Origin of the sequence: Arthrobacter sp. CAN_A2, assembly GCF_015752045.1 — a bacterium.
Lineage (GTDB): Bacteria > Actinomycetota > Actinomycetes > Actinomycetales > Micrococcaceae > Arthrobacter_D.
In genome coordinates, this window is sequence record NZ_JADOUS010000013.1 from 13,460 (window position 1) to 38,746 (window position 25,287).

Sequence of the window (25,287 nt, forward strand, 5' to 3'; positions counted from 1 at the left end):
AGCGGGCGGGCGGGCGGGTGAGGCGGGCGGGGGGACCACACGGCGCGGACCAATATGACCTCCCTCTTTTCCAGGCGCGCGCCGTCCCGACTTACGCTGGCCCCATGACGACATCTCGCGAGGACCTGTTGCACGCCGGGCTTGCCCCGGACACCCTCACCGTCGCGGCGGGCCGACCTCCCCGCGAACACGACGCCCCGGTCAACGCGCCGATCGTGCTCTCCACGACCTACCACGAGACACGCGCCCCGGTACAGGGCGACCGCGTCTATGCCCGTGGCTCCAACCCGACCTGGGATCCATTCGAGGAAGCGCTCGGCGCACTCGAGGGAGCAGGCCTGCCGGCCCTCGTCTTCGGGTCGGGCCTCGGCGCAGCAGCAGCCGCGCTGTCCCTCGTCCCGACCGGGGGAGCGGTGGTGATGCCGCGGCATGCCTATGCCGGGTCGCTCAGCCTCGCCGCCGATCTCGCAGCACAGGGGCGGTTCGAGCTGCGCACCGTCGACGTGGCGGACACCGCAGGCGTCATCGAGGAGCTCTCCGCGCTCGCCGCACGGTTCGACGCCGGCCAGGTGATGCTGTGGCTCGAGAGTCCCACCAACCCGATGCTCGAGGTCGCCGAGCTGGCCGTCCTGACCGAGGCGGCCCATGCGACCGGCGCGATCGTCGTCGCCGACAACACCTTCAACACGCCCATCGTGCACCGGCCCCTCGCCTCCGGGGTCGACGTCGTGCTGCACTCCGTCACGAAGTGGCTGGCTGGGCATTCCGACGTCGTCCTCGGCGCACTGGTCACCACCGACCCGGCGCTGCGCGAGCGACTGCTGGCGCACCGCACCCTCCACGGCGCTATCGCAGGACCCTTCGAAGTCTGGCTCGCGCTGCGCGGACTGCGCACGCTCGCACTCCGCATGGAGCGCAGCCAGGCCACGGCGGCCTCCCTCGCGCACCGCCTCGTCGACCACCCCGGTGTCCGCCGCGTACGGTACCCCGGTCTTCCCTCCGATCCAGGGCACGCGCGTGCCGCCAGTCAGTTCGACGGTTTCGGCGGGATCGTCAGCATCGAGCTCGACGACGTCGAGACGGCGGACGCGCTCGTCGCCTCCGTGCGCCTCTGGCTTCCGGCGACCTCGCTGGGCGGCGTGGAATCGCTCATCGAACGGCGCCGCCGCCAGCCCGCCGAGCCGAAAACCGTCCCCGAAGCACTCGTCCGCCTGTCCGTCGGTATCGAGAACCCCGAGGATCTGTGGGCAGACCTCGACAAGGCCCTGCGGCACGCATCGGGCAGGTACCCCACCAACACGACGACGGGCACGACGGACACGACGGAGGTTCCAGCCCGATAACGGGCGCAACGGCGGATACGACGGGCGATGCCAGCCTTTCGGTGGGCGGGATAGAGGTTCCAGTCCGATAACGGGCGCAACGGTGGACACGATGGGAACGACGACGGGTTCCGGGCCGACGGCCTGACGAGCCGGACGCCCCGACTGCGCCGTCATCCGCACCGCGTCCGAGGCGAGCCCGCTAAGCTGATCCTGTGGCTCTCGTTTACGCAATCCAGTACTACTTGTACCTCGCCCTCGGCATCGTGGCCCTCGGTATCGAGGTGTGGGCCCTCGCCGACTGCGTGCGGCGTCCGGGCACGGCCTTCGAAGCCGCCTTCAAGCGGACCAAGGGGTTCTGGCTTGCCCTCACGGGCGGTGCCGTCGTCGTCGGCCTGCTGTCGGCGCTCAGCAGCCGGGGTGGCTTCAACCTCTTCCAGCTGGTCGCCATCATCGCAGCCTGTGTGTACCTCGCCGACGTCAAGCCGGCGGTCAGCCAGACTTCGGGACGCGGTGGAAACCAGGGCCCCTACGGCCCCTGGTAGCACCAGCCCTAGCCGGGGGCGACTGCATCCCAGGCCACGGTGAGCTCGCCCAGGCGCCAACGCGACGGCCCGTCGTGCACCGGCCAGCCGGCCGCCCTCATGGCCGCGCACGTCGCCACCCACCGCTGCTGGTTGCCGAAGGACGCGAGGGCCGCGGCGTCGAGCCACGCCCGGTCCAGCGCCTGCAGGTATCCATGCACCCGCTCGCCCTCCACGTTCCGGTGGATCAGCGCCTTCGGCAGCCTCTCGGCGACGTCGGACGGGAGCGCGAACGCACCGAACCGCAGGGAGATGCTCAGCGACTCCGGCCCCGCCGGCCCCACGGCCGCCCAGGTCGAGCGGCGCCCGATCTCGTCGCACGTCCCGTCGATCAGCAGGCCATCCGGCGCCAGGCGCGAACGCACCTCGTCCCAGTAGGCCCCGTACTCGTCCTCGCCGTACTGCCTCAGCACATTGAACGCGCGCACGATGACGGGCCGCCGACCGGCGAGCGGCAGCTCGAAACCGCCCTGCCGGAAGCTCAGACCGGGGCGCGCCAGAGGTTCTGCGCCCGCCACGCGCGCAGGGTCGATCTCGATCCCGACCACTTCGACGTCGTGGCGCACCGACCGTAGACGGGTGAACAGCTCGACGGCGGTGACGGGCGCCGCACCGTAGCCGAGGTCGACCACGAGCGGATCAGCGGCGCGGCGCAGACGGGAACCATGGGAGCCGGCGAGCCACCGATCGACACGGCGCAGGCGGTTGGGGTTGGTGGTGCCGCGGGTGATGGTCCCCAGGGGCTTGGGGTGACGGGGACGCGGAGGCACCCATCAACACTAGGGCACAGCAGGAGGGCCGCTGCGCCGGGCAGCCGGCCGCACACCGGCGTCCCCGGGTCTGGGCGGACCCCAAGGGTTGCACTGCCCCGGGTCTGCGCGGATGGCCCGGGCCCGCACGTATGCCCCGAGCGCACCCACGCCTGCGCAAAGACCCCGGACCCCGAGGGCCCCCGCGGGAGCCCCGCTGTCACACGACACGGCCGCATGACCGCCGCAGGACGATACGGCAGACTAGAACCATGACCTACACACTGATCCTGCTGCGCCATGGGCAGAGCGAATGGAACGAGAAGAATCTCTTCACCGGCTGGGTGGATGTCGCCCTCACGGAGAAGGGACGCGAGGAAGCAACCCGCGGCGGTCACCTCCTGACCGAAGCCGGCATCCTTCCCGACATCGTGTACACGTCCCGGCAGAAGCGCGCCATCATCACCGCCAACCTCGCCCTCGAAGCGGCGGACCGCAGCTGGATCGACGTCAAGAGGAACTGGCGGCTCAACGAACGCCACTACGGAGCGCTGCAGGGCAAGGACAAGGCCCAGACCCTCGCGGAGTACGGCGAGCAGCAGTTCATGGAATGGCGCCGGTCCTACGACACACCGCCGCCCCCGCTCGACGACGCCAGCGAGTACTCGCAGGCCGACGATCCCCGCTACGCCGATCTCGGTGACGCCGTGCCGCGCACCGAGTGCCTGAAGGACGTCCTCGAGCGCTTCCTGCCGTACTGGGAATCGGACATCACGGTGGACATCAGGGCCGGCAAGACCGTGCTCATCGCAGCCCACGGCAACTCGCTCCGGGCCCTCGTCAAGCACCTCGACGGCATCAGCGACAAGGACATCGCCTCGCTGAACATCCCCACGGGCATCCCCCTCGTGTACGAGCTGGACGACGACCTCAAGCCCGTCAAGGCTGGTGGCACCTACCTCGACGCCGATGCCGCGGCCGCCGCGATCGAGGCCGTCGCGAACCAGGGCAAGCACTAGTCACTGCACCTCAGTACCCGCACGAACAGAACGACGGCGGTCCCTCTCGGGGCCGCCGTCGTTCGTCGGTACTGGGCAGAGTCAGTTCAGCGGAGCGACGGGATGCCATTCTCCCGTGACGAGATAGGTGACCTTCCGGGCCACCGAGACGCCGTGATCCGCGAAGCGCTCGTAGTAGCGGCTGGCGAGGGTGACGTCCACGGTCGTGGGTGCGCTCTCGGTCCAGTCGTCGGCCGCAACCGCCTTGAAGACGCTGGCATGCAGTTCGTTGACCCGCGCGTTGGCGGCGCCGATCTCATTGCTCAGATCGAGGTTGCGTGTCTCGAGGAGCTCCTTGACCTTCGTTGCGATCTGCACGTCGAGTTCGGCGAGTTCGTCGAAGGTCGCGCGGATGCCTTCCGGGATCACATTCGCGGGGAAGCGCAGCCGGGCGAGCTGGGCCACGTGGCGAGCGAGGTCGCCCATGCGCTCGAGCGATGCGCTCATGCGCAGCGCCCCGACGATCATGCGGAGATCGGACGCCACCGGGCCCTGGAGGGCGAGGATGTCGATGGCCCGCTCGTCGAGCGAGTTCTGGAGGAAGTCGATGCGCGCGTCGGCGGCGATCACCTCCTGCGCGAGCTCGGTGTCGGCGCCCTGGAAGGCGCTGTTGGCCTTCTCGATGGCCTCGGTCACCAGTCGGGAGATCTCGATGAGCTCCTCGCCGATCTGGTGGAGCTCGGCCTGAAAAACCTTACGCACGTGGGCGTCCTTCCCTGGAAGTTTCGAATCGAACCGTTCCCACAGTTCTGCCGACGACCCTTCCAGCCAGCGGTGAACTGTTTCTCCGCTTTGTGTGAACGTTAGTTGAACCCCTTGCCCAATGCCACCGGACGGCACGGGACCGGAAATGCCAGCGCATAAGCTAGGTCCGTGGACCCCCTTCTCCTGACGCTCGTGGCCGGGCTGGTAGGCCTGGCCCTCGGCGTGACCGGCATGGCGGCGTTCCGCGCGAGCGAGGTGCAACGGCTCCGACTCCTCTACGAGGACGAACCCTCCCTGCCCGACGGCGCAGCGGAGGTCCTCTCCATCATCGGCAGGGCGTACGTGATCGTGGACGCGATCGACGGCGTCGTCCGCGCCAGTCCTGCGGCTTACGCCTTCGGCCTCGTCCGCGGTCATACCGTGGTCCACTCCGAGCTCCTTGATCTGACCGCCCGAGTGCGGCGCGACGGCGTGATCGAGCAGCAGCAGCTCGAACTCCCACGCGGTCCCCTCGGCCAGGGAACCATCGTGGTCCAGGTCCGCGTCGCAGCCCTCGGCGCTGAATACATCCTGATCCTCGCGGACGACCGAACGGAGATCACCCGCACCGAGGAGATCCGCAACGACTTCGTCGCGAACGTGTCCCACGAGCTGAAGACACCCGTGGGGGCGATCTCCCTCCTCGCCGAGGCGATCGACGACGCCGCCGAGGACGAAGTGGCCGTCCGTCGATTCGCCCAGCGCATGCACAAGGAATCCGGCAGGCTGTCAGCGCTCGTGCAGGACATCATCGAACTCTCCCGCCTCCAGGGGGCGGACGTCGTCCGCCGCGGCAAGCCGGTGGACATCAATTCCGTCGTCGCCGAAGCGGTGGACCGCAACAAGCTGCCTGCCGAGAGCAAGCAGATCGAGATCGTGGTCGGCGGATCGGTCTCCGCGCCGGTGCACGGCGACCGTGATCTGCTGATGACGGCCTTCCGCAACCTCATCGACAATGCCATCCGCTATTCGCCCGAGGGCACGAGGGTCGGTGTCGGGCTCCGCTCCCGCGACGGCCTCGCGCAGGTCTCGGTCACTGACCAGGGCGTGGGCATCACGCCCGAGGAACAGGAACGCGTCTTCGAGCGCTTCTACCGGATCGACGCCGCCCGGTCCCGCCAGACCGGTGGCACCGGCCTCGGGCTCAGCATCGTCAAGCACGTGGTGTCCAACCACGGCGGCGAGGTCACCGTGTGGTCGCAGCCCGGGCAGGGCAGTACGTTCACTGTCCGGCTGCCCGAGATGGAGGCGAGCGTGGACGACGACGTCGCGACCAACAGCGCCGCCTCGGGCGACGCCGGCAACGGTGCCGGCCCGTCGTCCGAGCGGAAACCAGGGAAGAAGGGCAGCAGCGCTGCCCATGAGCAGGGAGTCAAGGCTTGAGTCGAATTCTGATCGTTGAGGACGAGGAGTCGTTCAGCGACCCGCTGTCCTATCTCCTCGGCAAGGAAGGCTATGAGGTGTCCGTCGTGGACAACGGCCTCGACGCCCTCACCGAGTTCGACCGCTCGGGCGCCGACCTCGTCCTGCTCGACCTCCAGCTGCCGGGGCTGCCCGGTACCGAGGTCTGCAGGCAGCTCCGCCAGCGTTCCAGCGTCCCGGTCATCATGCTGACCGCGAAGGACGCCGAGATCGACAAGGTGGTGGGCCTCGAGCTGGGGGCCGACGACTACGTGACCAAGCCGTACTCCTCCCGCGAACTCGTCGCCCGGATCCGTGCCGTGTTGCGGCGCCAGGGTGAACCAGAGGAACTCATCTCGAACACCATCCAGGCCGGTCCGGTCCGCATGGACATCGAGCGGCACGTCGTGAGTGTCGATGGCAACCAGGTGGCCCTCCCGTTGAAGGAGTTCGAGCTGCTCGAGATGCTGCTCCGCAATTCGGGCAGGGTCCTGACCCGCGGCCAGCTCATCGACCGGGTCTGGGGCTCCGACTACGTGGGGGACACCAAGACCCTGGACGTCCATGTGAAGAGGCTGCGCGGCAAGGTGGAGCCCGACCCTTCGAATCCGCGGTACCTCATCACCGTACGAGGGCTCGGCTACAAGTTCGAGCCCTGAGCCGCAGGCCCTCGACCGGCCGGTCTCCTGCCTCCGTTAGGCGAGAGGCCGGCGTGGCGACAGGTCGGTGGGGCGACAGGTCAGTGGACGCCGGCTGCCAGGCTGCGCTGTCGTCGTTCCTCGCGGCGGGTCGGCGCAGGAGGACCCCCGACATGACACTGCCCGTACCCGATCGATCGGGTACGGGCAGTCCAGGGGCTGCAGGCTACTCGCCTTCGGCTGCCTCTTCGGTCGCTGCGGGCTCGCTCGGCCGCGGGGTGAAGCCGCCGGGAACGAAGTCGCGGTACTCCGCGAGGGTCCCGTCGAGTACGGGCACCTGGAAAGTCGCCTGTTCGCCGTCGACCTCGAAGTCGACGTCGACCAGGGAGCCCGGGACGTCCTCCAACCCCTCGAGGGTGGTGTCGTCCGCAGTCTCCTCCTCGAACCTGAACTCGCCGTCTCCCTCGATGGTGATGCTGGTTTCAGCCCCGCCTGCCCGGATGGACAGGTCCACGGGCTGATCGCTGGTGTTGAACACGGTGCCCACGAGCCGACCCGCGCTTTCGTCCTCGCTGCCCACGATCAGGAGGTTGCGCAGCAGGACTGGTCCGAGGTCCTTCACGATGCCGTCCGAGGCCGCGTACTGCGTCGTCGTCGACTGCTCGGAGGTGAAGCTGCAGCCGGAGACGCCCAGCATGACCAGCACGGCGCCGGCAGCAACGGACTGCTGCACTCGGTTCTTCGGTGCAAAATTCACAGCACAAACTCCTGGGGTTCAACAGGTGGGCAGGGACGGAATCCGGAGGGGACCTACAGGACAGACTATCGGCAACGCCGTCCGATCGTGGTCTCGGTTTCACCCGAGCATCAGGACAGGATCACTTAAAGCTCGGTCCGTCAAGAGGCGAATGATAGCCACTTCAGCGTGTTCCGGCTCTCTGACCTGCGAAAACGCGCCCATCGGCGTGTCGTTGCCGTGATAAACTGATTCCCGGGAAAGGGGAAAGTCCACATGGTTTTTGAGGTCGGCGAAACAGTTGTTTACCCGCACCACGGTGCAGCGAAGATCGAAGAGATCAAGATGCGCGTCGTCAAGGGCGAAGAGAAGATGTATCTCAAGCTCAAGGTGGCGCAGGGTGATCTGACGATTGAAGTACCAGCAGAGAACGTTGACCTCGTAGGGGTTCGCGACGTGGTGGGCAAGGAGGGCCTCGAGCATGTGTTCGACGTCCTGCGTGCCGAGTTCACCGAAGAGCCGACCAACTGGTCGCGCCGCTACAAGGCAAACCTCGAGAAGCTCGCCTCCGGCGATGTCATCAAGGTTGCCGAGGTAGTACGCGACCTCTGGCGCCGCGATCACGATCGCGGCTTGTCAGCCGGCGAGAAGAGGATGCTCGCCAAGGCGCGGCAGATCCTGATCTCCGAGCTCGCACTGGCCGAGAAGACCGACGAAGAGAAGGCTGCAAGTGTTCTCGACGAGGTCCTCGCCTCCTAGGAGACGGGCCGACCACGAAAGAGGGACCCCCGGGTCCCTCTTTTTTGTTGCCCTGTCATAGGGTGACGGAGTGCCCGAGATGAATCCCCAGCCCCCCACCCCGGCCGAGGTCGGCGTCGTCATCGTCGCCGCCGGCTCCGGGCAACGCCTCGGCCATGGCATCCCCAAAGCCCGTGTCCTGTGCGGCGGACGCACCCTACTGGACCACGCACTGGATGCCGTGCTCCTGTCGGGCGTCGCCACCGCCGTCGTCGTGGTGCTTCCCGAGGGCGACGAGGTCCTGGCCGCCGTCGTCACGGAGGCGGCCACGCGCAGCGGTGCCGGTCCCGCGTACGGGGGTGCCGGACCCACAGCCGAACTCGCCGCCAGCAGCAGCGGCTGTGCTTCGGAGGTGGGTTCGGACGCGGCGGGGAGCGCGCACGACGACGCCGGGGCACACACGCCGGTCCGCATCTCTGCCGTGGCGGGAGGCCCGACGCGGACGGCGTCCGTGCGTGCCGGGCTCGACGCCCTGCCGACGACGGTCGGCGTCGTGCTGGTCCACGACGCCGCGCGGGCCCTCACGCCCCCTGCAGTCTTCCGGCGGGTCGCCACCGCCGTCGCGGAGGGGGCGCCGGCTGTCATCCCCGTCCTGCCGGTGGTCGACACGGTCAAGGTGGTCGACGGCGACCTCGTCACAGCTACCCCCGATCGCGCCGGGCTGCGGGCTGTCCAGACTCCGCAGGGGTTCGACGCCGGTGCCCTCCGCGCGGCCCATGCCGGCGACGCCGCAGCGCACCCCGGCGTCACGGACGACGCCATGCTCATGGAAGCACTGGGCCATGCGGTACGCGTGGTCGACGGCGACTCCCTCGCGTTCAAGGTCACGACGCCGCTCGACCTCGTCATCGCCGAAGCAGTCCTCGCACAACGGACAGCAGGCAACGCCGTCGCGTCCGTCCCGGACCCGAGCCGGCCGGACGCGCCCGGCGTGCGAGGCGAGCCGGACGCAGCCGACCCGGCCCCGGGAACAGCCGCATCCGCCCGGACCCGAGCACCATCCCGACCACCGGCAGGAGCAGCCGTGTACCTGAGTGATCATCTCCACCTTCCCCGCACCGGGATCGGCGTCGACGTCCACGCCTATGCGCCCGAGGCCGAGGCCGCGAGCCCGACCGGGAGCCATGCCGGAACCGGGGGAGCGGCCGGAACCGGCCCTGGGACCGCAGCGCCGACGGCCCCGCTCTGGCTCGCCGGCCTGCTGTGGGAGGGGGAGCGCGGACTGTCGGGACACTCCGACGGCGACGTGGTGGCCCACGCGGCCGCCGATGCCCTGTTCTCGGCCGCCGGCGTCGGGGATCTCGGGACGCACTTCGGCACCGACCGCCCCGAATACGCCGGGGCCTCGGGCCACACCCTCCTCTCGGCCGCCGCGGCGATCGTGCGGGAGGCGGGGTTTGACATCGGCAACATCGCCGTCCAGCTGATCGGCAACCGCCCGAAGTTCGGACCCCGCCGGGCCGAAGCGGAGGCAGTGCTCTCCGACGCCGCCCAGGCGCCCGTGAGCATCTCGGCCACCACCACCGACGGACTCGGCCTCACAGGCAGGGGGGAGGGTGTCGCGGCCATCGCCACCGCCGTCGTCGTCCGGTCCGCTTCACGGGCGACGCCTCCCGCTCCGGGAGAATGAGGCCCGCCGCCGGGTAATCTGGACCGGTGAGCCTGCGATTCTATGACACCGCCCGCGCCGAGGTGCGCCCCTTCGAACCCCTCGAACCGGGCAGGGCGAGCCTCTACTACTGCGGTGCCACAGTGCAGGGCATGCCCCACGTGGGGCACGTGCGGTCTGCCATCGCCTTCGACCAGCTCACGCGCTGGCTCGAGGCACGGGGCCTGCGCGTCACCGTCGTCCGGAACGTCACGGACATCGACGACAAGATCCTCGCCCGGTCCCAGGACTCGTTCCGTCCCGGGGCGACCGACGAGGACCCGTCCCTCGTGCCGGAGGAGCAGTGGTGGGCACTGGCCTTCCGGTTCGAGCAGGAGTTCCACCGGGCGTACTCGGCGCTCGGCGTCCGGCCTCCCACCTACGAGCCACGGGCCACGGGCCACATCCCGGAGATGCACGCCCTCGTCCAGCTCCTCATCGACCGCGGCCACGCCTACGCTGCACCGGACGGCTCCGGCGACGTCTACTTCGATGTCCGCTCCTGGCCCGCCTACGGCGGCCTGACGCGGCAGGACATCGACGACATGCAGGCCGCCCCCGACGCCGACCCGCGAGGCAAGAAGGATCCGCGCGACTTTGCGCTGTGGAAGGGCTCCAAGGAATCCGACCCGCAGACGGCGTCCTGGTCGAGCCCATGGGGTGCGGGCCGCCCCGGCTGGCACCTCGAATGCTCGAGCATGGTGACCAAGTACCTCGGCACGGAATTCGACATCCACGGCGGTGGGCTGGATCTGCGCTTCCCCCACCACGAGAACGAGATGGCGCAGTCCCAGGCCGCGGGGCACGCGTTCGCCCGCTTCTGGATGCACAACGGGATGGTCACCTACGGCGGCGAGAAGATGTCGAAGTCGATCGGCAACACCGTGAGCCCGCAGGAGATGATCGACGCCGCCGGTCCCCGCGTGGTGCGCTACTACCTCGGCCAGGCCCATTACCGCTCGGTGCTCGACTACCGCGAGACCTCGCTGCAGGAGGCGGCCGCCGCCGTGGCACGCATCGACGGTTTCATCGCGAAGGCGTCCGCGCGCGTCGGAGCCCCCGAGAGAGGAGCGCTCTCCCCGGCGGACCTCCCCACGACCTTCGCCGAGGCGATGGACGACGACCTCAACGTGCCCCAGGCCCTCGCGGTGCTCCACACCATGGTGCGCAGCGGCAACACCCGCCTCGCCGAGGGCGACGACGACGCCGTGCGCGGCGCCCTCGCCGCCGTCGTCGCCATGACCGGGGTGCTCGGACTCGACGACGCCGGAGCCCCGGTCACGGTCGGCGACACGGCGGCAGCCACCGCACTCGACGCCCTCGTCAGCGACCGCATCGCCGAACGGAGCGCCGCCCGCAGCGCCCGGGACTGGGCACGGGCGGACGGCATCCGCGACGCCCTGGCAGCCGCCGGGATCACGCTCGAGGACTCCGCCGACGGCGCCAGCTGGTCGCTGTCCGGGGACTAGCCCGGGGGCTTCCCGACACCGTCGGCCCACGTCCGGACGACGCCGGGACGGTGTGTGCCGAGGCAGTCGATCCGCTCCGCGTAAACTGGAGTCGATTCTTCTTCTATATAAAGGTGTTCTTCCATGGCCAGTCACGGACGTCCAGGCGCGGTTCGCAAAACGAAAAAGGGCCCCACCATCGGCACCGGCGGCCACGGACGCAAGTCGCTCGAGGGCAAGGGCCCCACTCCCAAGGCGGAGGACCGCCCGTACCACAAGTCGTTCAAGAACAAGGAGCTGTCGGAGCGTTCGGCGGCGAAGCGGGCCGGCGGCAAGGGTGCCGGCACCGGCCGCACGAAGGGCAAGGCGGCCGAAGAGGTCGTCACGGGCCGCAACTCGGTCGTCGAGGCGCTCCGCGCGGGCATCCCGGCGAAGGCGCTGCACGTCGCCATCCGCATCGAGATGGACGACCGCGTCCGCGACTCCCTGAAGATGGCGGCCGAGCGCGGTATCCCGGTCATGGAGACCGGCAAGCCCGAACTGGACCGCATGACCGACGGCGCGGTGCACCAGGGCCTCATGCTGCAGATCCCGCCCTACGAGTACGCGGACGCACTCGACCTCGTCGACGAGACCATCGAGCGGTACCGGCGCGGACACGTCGGGAACGCGCCGCTCTTCGTCGCGCTGGACGGCATCACCGACCCCCGCAACCTCGGTGCCATCATCCGTTCGGCGTCGGCCTTCAGCAGCCACGGCGTGATCGTTCCCGAGCGGCGCGCCGTCGGCGTGACGGCATCGGCCTGGAAGACCAGCGCGGGTGCCGCGGTGCGCGTCCCGGTCGCACGCGTCGGCAACCTGAACTCCGCGTTGAAGTCCCTCAAGTCCAAGGGCATCTTCGTCCTCGGGCTCGACGGCGACGGCGACGTCTCCCTCCCGGAGCTGTCGCTCGGCCGCGACCCCATCTGCATCGTCGTCGGTTCGGAGGGCAAGGGCCTCTCCCGCCTGGTGCGCGAGAACTGCGACCAGATCGTGTCCATCCCCATCGACTCCGCCATGGAATCGCTCAATGCATCGATGGCGGTGGGGATCACGCTGTACGAGGTCTCCCGCCAGCGCTCTGCCTGACCGTCGATGGTGAACCCCGCCCCGTCGCCGCGCCCGTCGCGTGAGTTCCCGCTCGGGCTCCACGCCATCACCGGGGCGCCGGGGCGGGACGCCCACGCCAATGCCGCGGTGTGGGCACCGGCCATCCCGTCGATCGACGTGCACTGGCGCCGCGCTGACGGGTCCTGGACCTCGGAGACGCTGGTAGGGCTCGACGGCGGCGTCCACCACGGCGTCGTGGGCCCGATGCCGTCGGGCGCGCTCTACGCCTTCTGGCCCACCGGCAAGGACCTGCCGGGGACGGTCGGCGAGGCGCAGCTGCTCCTCGACCCCTACTCCCGCGCGATCGAGGTCGTCGACACGACGCCCGTGGCGGACGAGCCGACACCGCGTTCCTACTACTCGGTGTTCCTCGAGCATGCCTTCGACTGGGGGGCGAGTGAGCGTCCCCACACCCCGTGGCGGGACACCGTCATCTACGAGGCCCACGTCAAGGGGCTCACGAAGCTGCACCCGGACATCCCCGAAGAGTTGCGGGGTACATATGCGGGGCTGGGGCATCCGGTCATGGTCGAGTACCTTCGCGACCTCGGCGTGACCGCCGTCGAGCTCCTGCCCATCCACTTCCACCTCGACGAGCCGCACCTCGAGCCGCTGGGCCTCAGCAACTACTGGGGATACAACACCCTCGGGTTCTTCTCGGCGCACACGGACTACGCGACGGCCGCCGCGCGGGCCGCGGGTCCGGGCGCGGTGCTCGACGAGTTCAAGGGCATGGTCCGGGCACTCCACGAGGCCGGGCTCGAGGTGATCCTCGACGTCGTGTACAACCACACGGCGGAGGGCGAGCAGCACCGGCCGGCCCTCTGCTGGCGCGGACTCGGCGATCTCGACTACTACCGGCACGATCACGCCGGCCACTACGTGGACACGACAGGCTGCGGCAACAGCCTGGACTTCTCCCAGCACCGGGTCGTCGAGTTCGCGCTGGACTCGCTGCGCTACTGGGTGGAGGAGTGCCAGGTCGACGGGTTCCGGTTCGACCTCGCCGTCACGCTGTCCCGCGACGAGCACAACGACTTCACCTCGAGGCACCCTTTCCTGGTTGCAGCCGGCGCCTCCAAGGCGCTCCGTGGCACGAAGCTCATCTCGGAGCCGTGGGACATCGGACCGCACGGCTGGCAGACCGGTCGGTTCCCCGTGGGCTGGGCCGACTGGAACGACGGGTTCCGTGACACGGTGCGTGACTTCTGGCTCCGCGACATCGCGTCCCTGACCCATGGCGGCACCGGTTCCTCGCCCGCCCGCCTGGCGGGCTGCCTGGCCGGCTCGGCGGATACCTTCGCACACTCCGGTCGCAGCGCCCTCGCCTCCGTCAACCTCGTCACCGCCCATGACGGCTTCACGCTCGCGGACCTGACGGCGTACGAGCGCAAGCACAACGAGGCCAACGGCGAGGGCAACCGCGACGGCCACAACGACAACCGCAGCTACAACCACGGTGCGGAGGGTCGCACGGAGGACGAGGCGATCCTCGCGGCCCGCGAGCGCACGGCCAGGAACGTCATGGCCTCGCTGCTCATCTCGCTGGGCGTCCCGATGCTGACCGCCGGCGACGAGTTCGGGCGCACCCAGGCAGGGAACAACAACGCCTACTGCCAGGACAACGAGCTGGCCTGGGTGCACTGGCAGGACGACGCCGTGTCCCGGCGCCTGCTCGACTCGACCCGCACGCTGCTGGCCATCCGCCGGGCGTTCCTGGCACAGCAGCCGCCGTCCTTCCCGTCCCGCAGCGACCAGTCGACCCTGCTGTGGTTCAACGCCGCGGGGCTGCCGATGACCGCGCACGAGTGGGAGGATCCGCGGACCAGGACCGTGCAGCTGATCCTCGGATCGGCCGGCGGTACGGTCAACGGGCTCGTCGTGATCAACGGCTCCCTCGAGGAGACGCGCATCCACCTGCCCTCGGCCTGGATCCTGCAGGGGCAGGGGATCGAACAGGAACAGCCGCGCTGGTTCAGCCCGATCTTCGACTCCGCCTCCCGGGAGCAGACCCCTGCCCGCGTGCGGCTGCGGTCGGGCGACGCCGACACCGTCGCCGCCGACTCGGTGCGTATCTACCACTGCTGACGCGGTTGCCTCGCCGGGCGCCGTGGTGAGACGGGCGCCCGGCACAGCCCGGCGCAGCACGGCACGGACCGGCGCGGACGCAGACGGGCGAGGGGTGGGCGCGGTCCGCGCACGGACCTGATGGTCCCGGGCACCGTCCGCTCACGACGAAGCCCGGGACCATCCGGTCCCGGGCTTCGTCCTGCACCGCATGGAGCGGTCGGCGATCAGGCGTTGACGACGAGTCCCAGTTCCGCCTTCGTGACGAGGGTCGCGTGCTTCGGCAGCACGCGCACCGTGTACCCGAAGGAGCCGGAGTGGTCGATCCTGATGCCACCCCGGAAGAGGTAGCGGCCGCTGCCGAGGTTCTCGGCGACCTCGAGGTCCCGGACCGTGACATCGCTCAACTCGTCGGTCTCGAGGGCGCGGCCGTACGCCACCTCGACGGCGACGTCGTCCGGGTCGAGCCCTCCGAGGGACACGTAGGCGTCGACCGTCAGCGAGTCACCGATCTGCGGGTCCTCGGTGACACCGGTGGAATCGACGTGTTCCACCTGCACGGCAGGCCAGCTGCCCTGCACGCGGGAACGCCACGCCGCGGTCCTCTTCGCGAGGGAGAAGCCGTCGGCCGACGCGGCGTGACCGGCACGCCAGGCCGGGCGGTACAGCTTCTCCACGTAGTCCTGCAGCATGCGCTCGGCCGATACGGCGGGGCCGAGCGTCGCCATGGTGTGCTTGATCATCGCGATCCACTGGTGCGGGACGCCGTCGCGGGAAGGCTCCGACGGGCCGGCGGCCCCGGCTCCCTCGGCAGGCACCTGCGAGTAGAAGCGCGGGGCGACCTGTGTCTCCAGAAGGTCGTACAGCGCGGCCGCCTCGATGTCGTCGCGTTCGTCGGCGGAGGCCCCGTTGTTGGCGGTCGGGATCGCCCAGCCGTTGTCGCCGTCGTACATCTCGTCCCACCAGCCGTCCAGGACGGACAGGTTGAGACCGCCGTTGATGGCGGCCTTCATGCCCGACGTGCCGCAGGCCTCCAGCGGTCGCAGCGGGTTGTTCAGCCAGACGTCGCAGCCGGGGAACAGGGTGCGGGCCATCGCAATGTCGTAGTTGGGCAGGAAGACGATCCGGTGGCGGACCTCGGGGTCGTCGGTGAAACGGACCAGGTCCTGGATCATCCGCTTGCCCTGCTCGTCCGCGGGGTGCGACTTGCCGGCGATCACGAGCTGGATGGGATGCTCGGCGTGCAGGAGCAGGGCCTTCAGGCGGGCAGGGTCACGCAGCATGAGCGTGAGTCGCTTGTAGGTCGGCACGCGGCGTGCGAAGCCGATCGTGAGGACGTCCGGGTCCAGCACGGAATCGGTCCAGTTCAACGCGGCGTCCGCCGCGCCGCGCTTCTTCCACGAGGAGCGGAGGCGCTGGCGCACGTCGTCCACCAGGTTGGATCTGAGGCTGCGGCGCAGCGCCCAGATGTCGGTGTCGGGGACGTCGTACACCTTGTTCCACTGCGGGTCGAGGACGGACTCGGCGCCGAAGTTGGCGCGGGCGAAGTCCGCGATCTGGGGGTCGACCCAGCTCGGCACGTGCACGCCGTTGGTCACGGACGTGATCGGCACCTCCTGGGTGTCGAACCCCGGCCACAGGCCGGAGAACATGCCGCGCGACACCTCGCCGTGCAGCTTCGCCACACCGTTGGCGCGCTGGGCGAGGCGGAGGCCCATGACGGCCATGTTGAACTTCGTGCGGTCGCCGTCGTCGTAGTTCTCGGCGCCGAGGGCCAGGACGCGGTCGGTGGGCACGGCGGGCGCGAGGCCGGCATGGAAGAAGTGTTCGATCTGCGCGCGGTCGAACCGGTCGATACCGGCAGGCACCGGGGTGTGGGTGGTGAAGACGGTCGAGGCCCGGCCGGCAGTGAGCGCCTCCTCCCAGCTCATCGGGGAGTCGTTGGAGGGGTCCATGAGTTCGCGGATGCGCTCGATGCCGAGGAAGCCTGCGTGGCCCTCATTGGTGTGGAACACCTCCGGAGCCGGTGTGCCGGTGAGGCGCTCGAAGATGCGCAGCGCCTTCACGCCGCCCATGCCGAGGAGCAGCTCCTGCTGCAGCCGCTGGTCGCCGCCACCGCCGTAGAGGCGGTCGGTGACATTGCGCGCCGCCTCGTCGTTCCCCGGGACGTTCGAGTCGAGGAGCAACAGGGGGACGCGGCCGACGTCGGCACGCCAGATGTGCGCGGAGAGCTGGCGGCCGTTGGGCAGCGGCAGCACCACCTTCGCCGCCGAGCCGTCCTGCTCGCGGAGCAGGGTCAGGGGCAGGCCGTCCGGGTCGAGGACGGGGTAGGTCTCCTGCTGCCAGGCGTCACGGGAGAGGGACTGCTTGAAGTAGCCCGACTGGTAGAGCAGGCCGACACCGATGAGGGGGACGCCGAGGTCGGAGGCGGACTTCAGGTGGTCGCCCGCCAGGATGCCGAGGCCGCCGGAGTACTGGGGGAGGACGGCGCTGATGCCGTACTCGGGGGAGAAGTAGGCGATGCTGCGCGGAGCGTCGTCGCCGAGCCCCTGGTACCAGCGCGGTTGCGTCAGGTAGTCGTCGAGGTCGGCACCCACTTCCTGGATGCGCCGGACCAGCTTCTCGTCGTCGGCGAGCTGCTCGAGCTTCTCGCGCGTCACCGAGCCGAGGAAGGACACCGGATCGTGGCCGCTCTCCTCCCAGGCCGCGCGGTCGATCTCCTCGAACAGGCGCGAGGTCGGCAGATGCCACGACCAGCGCAGATTGCCCGCGAGTTTGCCGAGCGGTGCGATCTTCTCGGGGAGGACGGTTCGGACGGTAAATCTGCGGATTGCCTTCACCCCGATCACGCTAGCGCACTTGCCGAGCGGTATGGCGGAAGCGTTGCGTAAACGCTTGCTCGGTGTGCTAATGGCGCCGATGTTACGCAAAGCTCCCTTAGCAATTCAGCCCATTACTCGCTAACGTCGTACGGGTGACCACCACTACCGACCAGAACCGAAATGCCCCTTATCCCGAAGGACTGCGGTTCGGCCGCATCCCCATCACCGCGGTCAGTCCCGTCGTCGAGGACGGACGCTTCCCTGCCAAGGCGCTTCCCGGCTCGGACATCGCCGTGGGCGCCACCGTCTTCCGGGAAGGCCACGACCAGCTGGGTGTATCGGCAGTCCTGTACGACGCCCGGGGCAAGGAGGTGCAGCGCATCCGCATGACGCCGGTCGGCGCGGGCCTGGACCGCTGGGCCGGCATCCTGACCCCGCGCGCCAAGGGCCTCCACACCTTCACCATCGAGGGCTGGTCCGACATCTTCGGGACGTGGGAGCATGACGCGACCATCAAGATCGCGGCCGGCGTCGACGTCGAGCTGATGCTGGCGGAGGGCGCCGCGCTCTTCACCCGCGCAGCAGGGGAACGCAGCGCGAAAGATGCGGCCCTCTTCCGCCGCACCGCCGCGACCCTCGCCGACGCCACCCTGACCGTCGACGAGCGCCTCGCCGCCGGACTGACACCCCCCATCCACGAGGCGATCGCCCGCCAGCCCCTCCGCTCGCTGGTCACCGTGTCCCGGGCGTACCCGATCGACGTCGAGCGTGAGCTCGCCGGCCGCGCCGCATGGTACGAGTTCTTCCCCCGGTCCGAAGGCGCCACCTACGACCCCGAGACGGCCCAGTGGACCTCCGGCACGTTCCGCGAGGCCGCGAAGCGCCTCGACGCCGTGGCCGCCATGAACTTCGACGTCGTCTACCTGCCGCCGATTCACCCGATCGGACACACGCACCGCAAGGGGCCGAACAACACCCTCACGGCTGGCCCGGGCGACCCGGGGTCGCCCTGGGCGATCGGATCCGCGGAGGGCGGCCATGACGCCATCCACCCCGACCTCGGCACCTTCGAGGACTTCGACGCCTTCGTCGCGCGCGCCGGCGAGCTCGGTCTCGAGGTGGCCCTGGACTTCGCACTGCAGGCCGCACCCGACCACCCCTGGGTCCAGACGCACCCCGAGTGGTTCACCACCCGCGTCGACGGCACCATCGCCTACGCGGAGAACCCGCCGAAGAAGTACCAGGACATCTACCCCATCAACTTCGACAACGACCCCGGGGGCCTGTCGAAGGAGATCCTGCGGATCGTGCTCATGTGGGTCCAGCATGGCGTGAAGATCTTCCGGGTGGACAACCCGCACACCAAGCCCGTGCAGTTCTGGGAGTGGCTCATCGCCAAGGTGAACAGGAAGCACCCCGACGTGATCTTCCTCGCCGAGGCCTTCACGCGTCCGCCCATGATGCACGCACTGGGCCGCGCCGGGTTCCAGCAGTCGTACTCCTACTTCACGTGGCGCAACACCAAGACGGAGCTCGAGGAGTACTTCACGGAGATCAGCCAGGTCTCCCCGGCGTACTTCCGACCCAACTTCTTCGTCAACACCCCGGACATCCTGACCGAGTACCTCCAGTACGGCGGTCCGGCCGCCTTCAAGATCAGGGCCGTGCTCGCTTCCATGGCGAGCCCGCTCTGGGGTGTCTACTCCGGCTACGAGCTCTTCGAGCACGTGGCCCGGCCGGGCGCCGAGGAGTACATCGACAACGAGAAGTTCCAGTACCGTCCGCGGGACTACGCCGCGGCCGAGGCCGAGGGCCGGTCGCTGGCCCCCTTCATCACGCGGCTCAACGCCATCCGACGCTCGCACCCCGCGCTCGGTGACCTCGAGAACCTGACGATCCACAGCAGCACCGATCCGGCCACGCTGGTCTTCGTCAAGCACAAGGAGACGGCGGAGGGCAAGGACACGATCATCGTCGTCGTCAACGTCGATCCGCACAGCACCAGGGAGAGCACGGTGTCGCTCGACCTGGCGAAGCTGGGCCTCGATGCGGCCGATCTCGACGGGGACGGTACGTTCCTTGTGGACGACCTCATCACCGGGCAGACCTTCGCCTGGGGCGAGCACAACTACGTCCGGCTGGACGCCCACGTGGAACCGGCCCACATTCTCTCAATCAGGAGGCAGCACTAGTGCCCAACCCCTTCCAGCTCAATGCACCTGGACTGGCCCACGACCCCCTCTGGTACCGCAAGGCGGTCTTCTACGAGGCGCTGGTCCGCGGCTTCGCCGATGCGAACGGGGATGGCTCGGGCGACCTGTCGGGTCTGATCGAGAAACTGGACTACCTCCAGTGGCTCGGTGTGGACTGCCTCTGGCTGCCACCCTTCTTCAAGTCCCCGCTGCGCGACGGCGGCTACGACATCTCGGACTACTACGACGTCCTCGACGAGTTCGGCTCCCTCAGCGACTTCAAGCGGCTCGTCGCCGAGGCGCACGCACGCGGCGTCCGGGTCATCATCGACCTGCCCGTGAACCACACGTCGGACCAGCATCATTGGTTCCAGGAATCGCGCCGCGACCCCGAGGGGCCGTACGGCGACTTCTACGTCTGGAGCGACACCGACGAGAAGTACGAGGACGCGCGCATCATCTTCGTCGACACCGAGGAGTCCAACTGGACGTTCGACCCGGTGCGGCGGCAGTTCTTCTGGCATCGCTTCTTCAGCCACCAGCCGGATCTCAACTTCGAGAACCCCAAGGTGCAGGAAGCCATCTTCGACGTCGTGAAGTTCTGGCTCGACCAGGGCATCGACGGGTTCCGCGCGGACGCCATCCCCTACCTGTTCGAGGAGGAAGGCACCAACTGCGAGAACCTCCCGAAGACGCACGAGTTCCTGAAGCGGCTCCGTGCGATGGTCGACGAGACCTACCCGGGCCGTGTCATCATCGCCGAGGCGAACCAGATGCCGGACGAGGTCGTCGAGTACTTCGGCGACGCCGAGGGCCCAGAGTGCCACATGGCGTTCCACTTCCCGATCATGCCGCGGCTCTTCTACGCGCTGCGGGACCAGAAGGCGGCGCCCATCATCGAGACGATGAAGGAGACGCCCGCCATCCCGGCCGGGGCGCAGTGGGGCACCTTCCTCCGCAACCATGACGAGCTCACCCTCGAGATGGTCACCAGTGAGGAACGCGAGGCCATGCTCGGCTGGTACGCGCCGGATCCGCGCATGCGGGCGAACGTCGGTATCCGCCGTCGCCTGTCCCCGCTCCTGGACAACTCACGGGCCGAAGTGGAGCTCATCCACGCCCTCCTGCTGTCCCTGCCGGGCAGCCCGTTCCTCTACTACGGGGACGAGATCGGCATGGGCGACAACATCTGGCTGGAGGACCGCGACGCGTCGCGCACCCCGATGCAGTGGAACCCGGACCGCAACGCGGGCTTCTCCCCGGTGGATCCCGGCAAGCTGTACCTGCCGGTCGTCCAGTCGCTCGTCTACCACTACAACCACGTGAACGTCGAGGCGCAGATGGCCACCTCGAGCTCACTGCTCCACTGGGTGCGCCAGATGCTCGCGGTGCGCAAGACGCACCCCGCATTCGGCCTGGGCTCGTACCGCCACGTCGCGGTCGAGTCCGAGCACGTGCTCGCCTTCATCCGGGAGATCGGCGAGAGCAACGCCGAGGGCGAGCAGGCGGAGTCGCTGCTGTGCGTCTTCAACCTCTCGCAGCACCCGGTCGCTGCGAGGATGCGCCTTCCCGAGTTCGCCGGTCGCGGCCTGCGGGACCTGTTCGGCGGTTCGGTCTTCCCGGCGTTCGGCGACGACGGAGAAGTCACCCTGACGCTCGGCAGCCACGACTTCTTCTGGCTCCGCGTCCGCTCCGCCAGTTCCAACACGTCCTCCCCGAACACCCAGGCCATCCCGGTCATCCCCATCCCGGAGGCGATCCGATGACGGCGGCGCACACGCCGTTCATCCCGGAGATCCTCACGGCGTGGCTTCCCACGCAGCGATGGTTCCCCGCGCGCGGTCAGTCGGTCGACCTGGCGGTCGTCGGCGGCACCGTCCTCGAGGACCCGACGGGCGCGGTCGGCTTCGAGGTGCACTTCCTCGCGGTCGATTCGGGACGGCGCACCGACGTCGTCAGCGTGCCGATCAGCTATCGCAGCGAACCGCTCGGCGACGAGTCCGGCCTGATCGGCCGGGTGGACCACCCTGCCCTGGGTTCGCGGTGGGCCTACGACGCCACGCATGACGCCGACTTCGTGCGCCTCTGGGTGGACTTCATGCTCACTGCGGGCGCAACGTCGGACGGTCGCCTGAACGGTGTGGCCATCAAGGCACCGGCCCACCAGGTGCCCGGCGCCGTCCAGCCCGTCAAGGTCCTGCAGGGCGAGCAGTCGAACACCTCGGTGATCTACGGCTCCGGGCCCGGCTCGATGATCGTCAAGTTCTTCCGGGTACTCGCTGCGGGCGACAGCCCCGACGTGGAGCTCAGCGCCCAGCTCACCGCGGGCGGCTCCACCGACACACCGGACACCTTCAGCTGGGTGACGGGCACATGGCAGTCCGCCGACGCCGAACCCGGCCGCCATGTCACGGGGCACGTCAGCGTGCTGCGCGACTTCGTGGAAGGCAGCACCGATGCCTGGCGCACGGCGTCCCTCGCCGCGTCCACCGCCACGGACTTCACCGCGGAGGCCCGCGGACTCGGACAGGCCGTCGCGAGGATCCACCGGCAGCTCGACGTCGCCTTCGGGCACCGCCAGGCGACCGACGCCGAGAAGAAGGCCTTCAGGGAGGCCCTCGCAGCGCGCATCCGGTGGGCCTGGGAGGAAGCGGGCGACGCCGTCGGACCGCTCGGTGCAGAGGTCGAGCGCATCATCCGCGCCGTGGAGACGCTCGAGGACATCCCGCCCCTGCAGCGGATCCACGCAGACCTGCACCTCGGTCAGATCCTGCAGGCGCCGGACGGCACCTGGCTCGTCATCGACTTCGAGGGTGAGCCACTCCGCCCCACGGCCGAGCGGAGCGTCCCGGACGTTCCCGTGCGCGACGTCGTCGGCATGGTCCGCTCGCTCGAATACGCGGCGGCGTCCCGCGGCGCCGCACCGGTCGGTTCGCCCGCGGCAGCCGAGACGGAGCGGTGGTCCGTCGCCGCCCGCGAGGCGTTCCTCGCGGGCTATGCGGAGGAAGCCGGAGCGCCCGTCGACACCGAGGGTCCGCTCTTCCGCGCACTCTGGCTCGACAAGGCCCTGTACGAAGTCGTCTACGAGGTCCGCAACAGACCGGACTGGGTCGAGATGCCCGTCCGGGATGTCCGACGCGCCCTGGCTGCACAGCCCGGTGCGGACGCCACGAAAGCAGCTGACATGAATCCTCCCAAGAAGGCCGGCCCCGGCAAGGGTGCAGGCAAGGAAACCCTGGCGGGCAAGGCAGCGAAGGCCGTCGCCGACACCGCGAAGGCAGTAGCCGATAAGGCGAAGAGCGCGACGACGGACATCGCCGACAAGGCGAAGGACATGACCTCGGAGGCGAAGGGTTCGTCCCCGAGCACGGCTGCCGGGCTCACGCCCGTGGCGGTCGAGCCATCCGTACTGCAGCAGGTCTCCGAGGGCTCCTACCACCAGCCCCACGCCGTGCTCGGCGCCCACCTGGACAGCAACGACGTCGTCACCATCCGGACGCTGCGCCGCCTCGCGCGCTCCGTCGTCGTCGTCACGGGAACCGGCCGCACGGAACTGGAACACGAGCACAACGGCATCTGGGTCGGCGCCGTGCCGGCCGAGAACCCCGGGCACGTCCCCGATTACCGGCTCGAGGTGGACTACGACGGCGATCCGATCACGGTCGACGACCCGTACCGGTTCCTGCCGACCCTGGGCGAGATCGACATGCACCTCATCGGTGAGGGCCGGCACGAGACCCTGTGGACCGCGCTCGGTGCGCACGTCCGCCGGTACTCGTCCGTCCTCGGGGACATCCAGGGTGTGTCCTTCGCCGTCTGGGCTCCGAATGCCCGAGCGGTCCGCGTCATGGGCGAGTTCAACGGCTGGGACGGCAGCGTCAACGCACTGCGCGTGCTGGGCAGCACGGGGATCTGGGAGATCTTCATCCCCGGGGCCGGTGCCGGCACCTGCTACAAGTTCGAGATCCTCGGCAGCGACGGGCAGTGGCGTCAGAAGGCCGACCCGATGGCGCGGGGCACCGAGATCCCCCCGCTCACCGGTTCGAAGGTCGTCGAGTCGACCTACGTCTTCGGCGACGACGAGTGGATGCAGGCGCGCGCGGCGACCGATCCGCACAACGGGCCCATGAGCGTCTACGAAGTGCACCTGGGATCCTGGCGGCAGGGGCTCACCTACCGGGAACTGGCAGAGCAGCTCTTGGAATACGTGTCCTGGCAGGGCTTCACGCACGTCGAACTCATGCCGGTCGCCGAGCACCCGTTCGGCGGCTCGTGGGGCTACCAGGTCACCTCGTACTTCGCCCCGACGTCCCGTTTCGGCTCGCCCGACGACTTCAAGTACCTCGTCGACAAGCTCCACCAGGCCGGGATCGGCGTGATCATGGACTGGGTCCCCGCGCACTTCCCCAAGGACGAGTGGGCGCTGGCCAACTTCGACGGCGGGACCCTGTACGAGCACGGCGACCCGTTCCTCGGCGAGCACCGCGACTGGGGCACGCTCATCTTCGACTTCGGTCGCCGTGAGGTCCGCAACTTCCTCGTCGCGAACGCCCTGTACTGGCTCGAGGAATTCCACATCGACGGTCTCCGGGTCGACGCCGTCGCGTCGATGCTCTACCTGAACTACTCCAGGGAGGAAGGCCAGTGGCGTCCGAACAAGTTCGGAGGCCAGGAGAACCTGGAAGCCATCTCCTTCCTGCAGGAGGTCAACGCGACCGCCTACAAGAGGGCACCGGGAGTCGTCATGGTGGCCGAGGAATCGACCGCGTTCGACGGCGTCACCAGGGCGACCAGCGCAGGTGGCCTCGGGTTCGGCATCAAGTGGAACATGGGCTGGATGCACGACACCCTCGAGTACATCGCCGAGGAACCGATCAACCGGATGCATCATCACGGCAAGGCCACCTTCTCCATGGTGTACGCCTACACGGAGAACTTCATGCTGCCGATCAGCCATGACGAGGTCGTGCACGGCAAGGGATCCCTGCTGCGCAAGATGCCCGGCGATCGCTGGCAGCAGCTCGCGAACGTCCGGGCGTACCTCGCGTTCCAGTGGGCGCACCCGGGCAAGCAGCTGATCTTCATGGGGACCGAGTTCGCGCAGGAGGCCGAATGGGCCGAGCAGCACAGCCTCGATTGGTGGCTGACCGAGACCCCGTCCCATCAGGGTGTGCAGCAGCTCGTCCGGTCCCTGAACGCCGTGTACCGCGAGACCCCGGCGTTGTACGCACGTGACAACGAGCCTGCCGGCTTCCAGTGGATCGACGAGAACGACGGCGAGCACAACACGCTGTCCTTCATCCGCTGGGATCACCAGGGCAACCCGCTCGTCTGCATCGCGAACTTCGCCGGCGGCCCGCACGAGGGCTTCCGGGTCGGATTGCCCTGGGCCGGTGAGTGGACCGAGGTGCTCAACACCGACTCGGAGGAGTTCGGTGGGTCCGGGGTTGGCAACTCCGGTGTCGTGACGGCGCGCGAGGGAGCCCACAACGGGCAGCCCGCCTACGGGGATGTGCGTGTCCCACCGCTCGGCGTGCTGTACCTGAAGCCCGCCACCTCCTGACACCCGCGCAACCACGGCAGCGGCGGACCCCGGCTCGGGGGTCCGCCGCTGTTTTGCATCCGGTCACCACCGGTGCTATCGTTTATATCCGCGCCGATGAAGTGATCTGGTCGGCCGACAACCTCAGAACCAAGACCCACCTCCAATCCACATGGACTGGAACGGGACCGGGGATGACGGGAATCGGCGGATTTGCGGTTATGGAGTGGGTGCGGGTAGGCTTGAAAATCTGCTCCGGAGCGAGAATGTGACTGTTGTGGTCGTGTTTGGTGCCGGTTGTTCCTGTTGTTTGAGAACTCAATAGTGTGCCAAGTTTGTTGATACCGATTGTTTTTTGATTGGTTGAATTGGCTGGTTGTCGCGCATTT

Annotated in this window: 18 protein-coding genes; 13 read left to right on the plus strand and 5 right to left on the minus strand. The window is 68.8% G+C overall.

Features of this window, described 5'->3' with window-relative positions; translation table 11 throughout:
• Positions 1-104: 104 nt before the first annotated feature.
• A complete protein-coding gene (locus IWX63_RS14875) occupies positions 105-1,343 on the plus strand; it encodes a trans-sulfuration enzyme family protein (protein ID WP_199278936.1) in 1,239 nt (412 codons plus the stop codon).
• 194 nt (positions 1,344-1,537) lie between these two features.
• Entirely contained in the window at positions 1,538-1,867 is a 330-nt protein-coding gene (locus IWX63_RS14880) for a DUF2516 family protein (protein ID WP_199278937.1), read from the plus strand.
• Between the two features lie 8 nt (positions 1,868-1,875).
• Here the strand turns inward: IWX63_RS14880 and IWX63_RS14885 are convergent, their stop codons facing one another.
• The gene (locus IWX63_RS14885) at positions 1,876-2,676 is read right to left on the minus strand and encodes a class I SAM-dependent methyltransferase (protein ID WP_199278938.1); all 801 of its coding nucleotides are present in this window, start codon (positions 2,674-2,676) and stop codon (positions 1,876-1,878) included.
• Between the two features lie 251 nt (positions 2,677-2,927).
• On the opposite strand from IWX63_RS14885, the gene IWX63_RS14890 reads away from it, so the two are divergent.
• On the plus strand, positions 2,928-3,674 hold the full coding sequence (locus IWX63_RS14890; RefSeq protein ID WP_199278939.1) for a phosphoglyceromutase: 747 nt from the start codon (positions 2,928-2,930) through the stop codon (positions 3,672-3,674).
• A gap of 81 nt (positions 3,675-3,755) precedes the next feature.
• Here the strand turns inward: IWX63_RS14890 and phoU are convergent, their stop codons facing one another.
• Positions 3,756-4,415, minus strand: coding sequence for a phosphate signaling complex protein PhoU (phoU, locus tag IWX63_RS14895; protein ID WP_199278940.1), 660 nt, complete (start codon positions 4,413-4,415; stop codon positions 3,756-3,758).
• Positions 4,416-4,586: 171 nt separating this feature from the next.
• On the opposite strand from phoU, the gene IWX63_RS14900 reads away from it, so the two are divergent.
• Together IWX63_RS14900 and IWX63_RS14905 are read left to right on the plus strand one after the other, a co-directional pair.
• Positions 4,587-5,840: a sensor histidine kinase gene (locus tag IWX63_RS14900; RefSeq protein ID WP_199278941.1), complete on the plus strand. Its 1,254-nt coding sequence runs from the start codon at positions 4,587-4,589 to the stop codon at positions 5,838-5,840.
• Entirely contained in the window at positions 5,837-6,517 is a 681-nt protein-coding gene (locus IWX63_RS14905; protein WP_199278942.1) for a response regulator, read from the plus strand. Before IWX63_RS14900 ends, IWX63_RS14905 begins: the two co-directional genes overlap by 4 nt.
• Positions 6,518-6,722: 205 nt before the next feature.
• Here the strand turns inward: IWX63_RS14905 and IWX63_RS14910 are convergent, their stop codons facing one another.
• On the minus strand, positions 6,723-7,253 hold the full coding sequence (locus tag IWX63_RS14910; protein WP_199278943.1) for a hypothetical protein: 531 nt from the start codon (positions 7,251-7,253) through the stop codon (positions 6,723-6,725).
• 255 nt (positions 7,254-7,508) lie between these two features.
• Here IWX63_RS14910 and IWX63_RS14915 point away from each other — a divergent pair, with 255 nt between their 5' ends.
• From IWX63_RS14915 to glgX, 5 genes are all read left to right on the plus strand, one after another.
• Positions 7,509-7,991, plus strand: coding sequence for a CarD family transcriptional regulator (locus IWX63_RS14915; RefSeq protein ID WP_043443336.1), 483 nt, complete (start codon positions 7,509-7,511; stop codon positions 7,989-7,991).
• A 79-nt stretch (positions 7,992-8,070) separates the two neighbouring features.
• A complete protein-coding gene (gene ispF / locus IWX63_RS14920; RefSeq protein WP_199278944.1) occupies positions 8,071-9,660 on the plus strand; it encodes a 2-C-methyl-D-erythritol 2,4-cyclodiphosphate synthase in 1,590 nt (529 codons plus the stop codon).
• A 26-nt stretch (positions 9,661-9,686) separates the two neighbouring features.
• Positions 9,687-11,147, plus strand: coding sequence for a cysteine--tRNA ligase (cysS, locus tag IWX63_RS14925; protein WP_199278945.1), 1,461 nt, complete (start codon positions 9,687-9,689; stop codon positions 11,145-11,147).
• Between the two features lie 123 nt (positions 11,148-11,270).
• The gene (rlmB, locus tag IWX63_RS14930; protein ID WP_199278946.1) at positions 11,271-12,254 is read left to right on the plus strand and encodes a 23S rRNA (guanosine(2251)-2'-O)-methyltransferase RlmB; all 984 of its coding nucleotides are present in this window, start codon (positions 11,271-11,273) and stop codon (positions 12,252-12,254) included.
• 6 nt (positions 12,255-12,260) lie between these two features.
• Positions 12,261-14,363: a glycogen debranching protein GlgX gene (gene glgX / locus IWX63_RS14935; RefSeq protein ID WP_199278947.1), complete on the plus strand. Its 2,103-nt coding sequence runs from the start codon at positions 12,261-12,263 to the stop codon at positions 14,361-14,363.
• A 206-nt stretch (positions 14,364-14,569) separates the two neighbouring features.
• Here glgX and glgP read toward each other — a convergent pair whose 3' ends face one another.
• Entirely contained in the window at positions 14,570-17,182 is a 2,613-nt protein-coding gene (gene glgP, locus IWX63_RS14940; protein WP_199278948.1) for an alpha-glucan family phosphorylase, read from the minus strand.
• 134 nt (positions 17,183-17,316) lie between these two features.
• Here glgP and IWX63_RS14945 point away from each other — a divergent pair, with 134 nt between their 5' ends.
• The 3 genes from IWX63_RS14945 to glgB are packed head-to-tail and all read left to right on the plus strand — an operon-like array spanning position 17,317 to position 24,919.
• Entirely contained in the window at positions 17,317-19,356 is a 2,040-nt protein-coding gene (locus IWX63_RS14945) for an alpha-1,4-glucan--maltose-1-phosphate maltosyltransferase (protein WP_199278949.1), read from the plus strand.
• Positions 19,356-21,122, plus strand: a complete 1,767-nt coding sequence (gene treS, locus IWX63_RS14950) for a maltose alpha-D-glucosyltransferase (RefSeq protein ID WP_199278950.1) — start codon at positions 19,356-19,358, stop codon at positions 21,120-21,122. The genes IWX63_RS14945 and treS overlap by 1 nt, the downstream gene beginning before the upstream one ends.
• Positions 21,119-24,919 carry a 1,4-alpha-glucan branching protein GlgB gene (glgB, locus tag IWX63_RS14955; protein WP_199278951.1) on the plus strand — a complete coding sequence of 1,267 codons (3,801 nt, stop codon included), beginning with the start codon at positions 21,119-21,121 and terminating at the stop codon, positions 24,917-24,919. Before treS ends, glgB begins: the two co-directional genes overlap by 4 nt.
• Positions 24,920-25,001: 82 nt before the next feature.
• Here the strand turns inward: glgB and IWX63_RS16850 are convergent.
• Positions 25,002-25,287, minus strand: a 286-nt coding sequence (locus IWX63_RS16850) for a hypothetical protein (RefSeq protein WP_334685906.1), incomplete at its 5' end; no start/stop codon positions are given.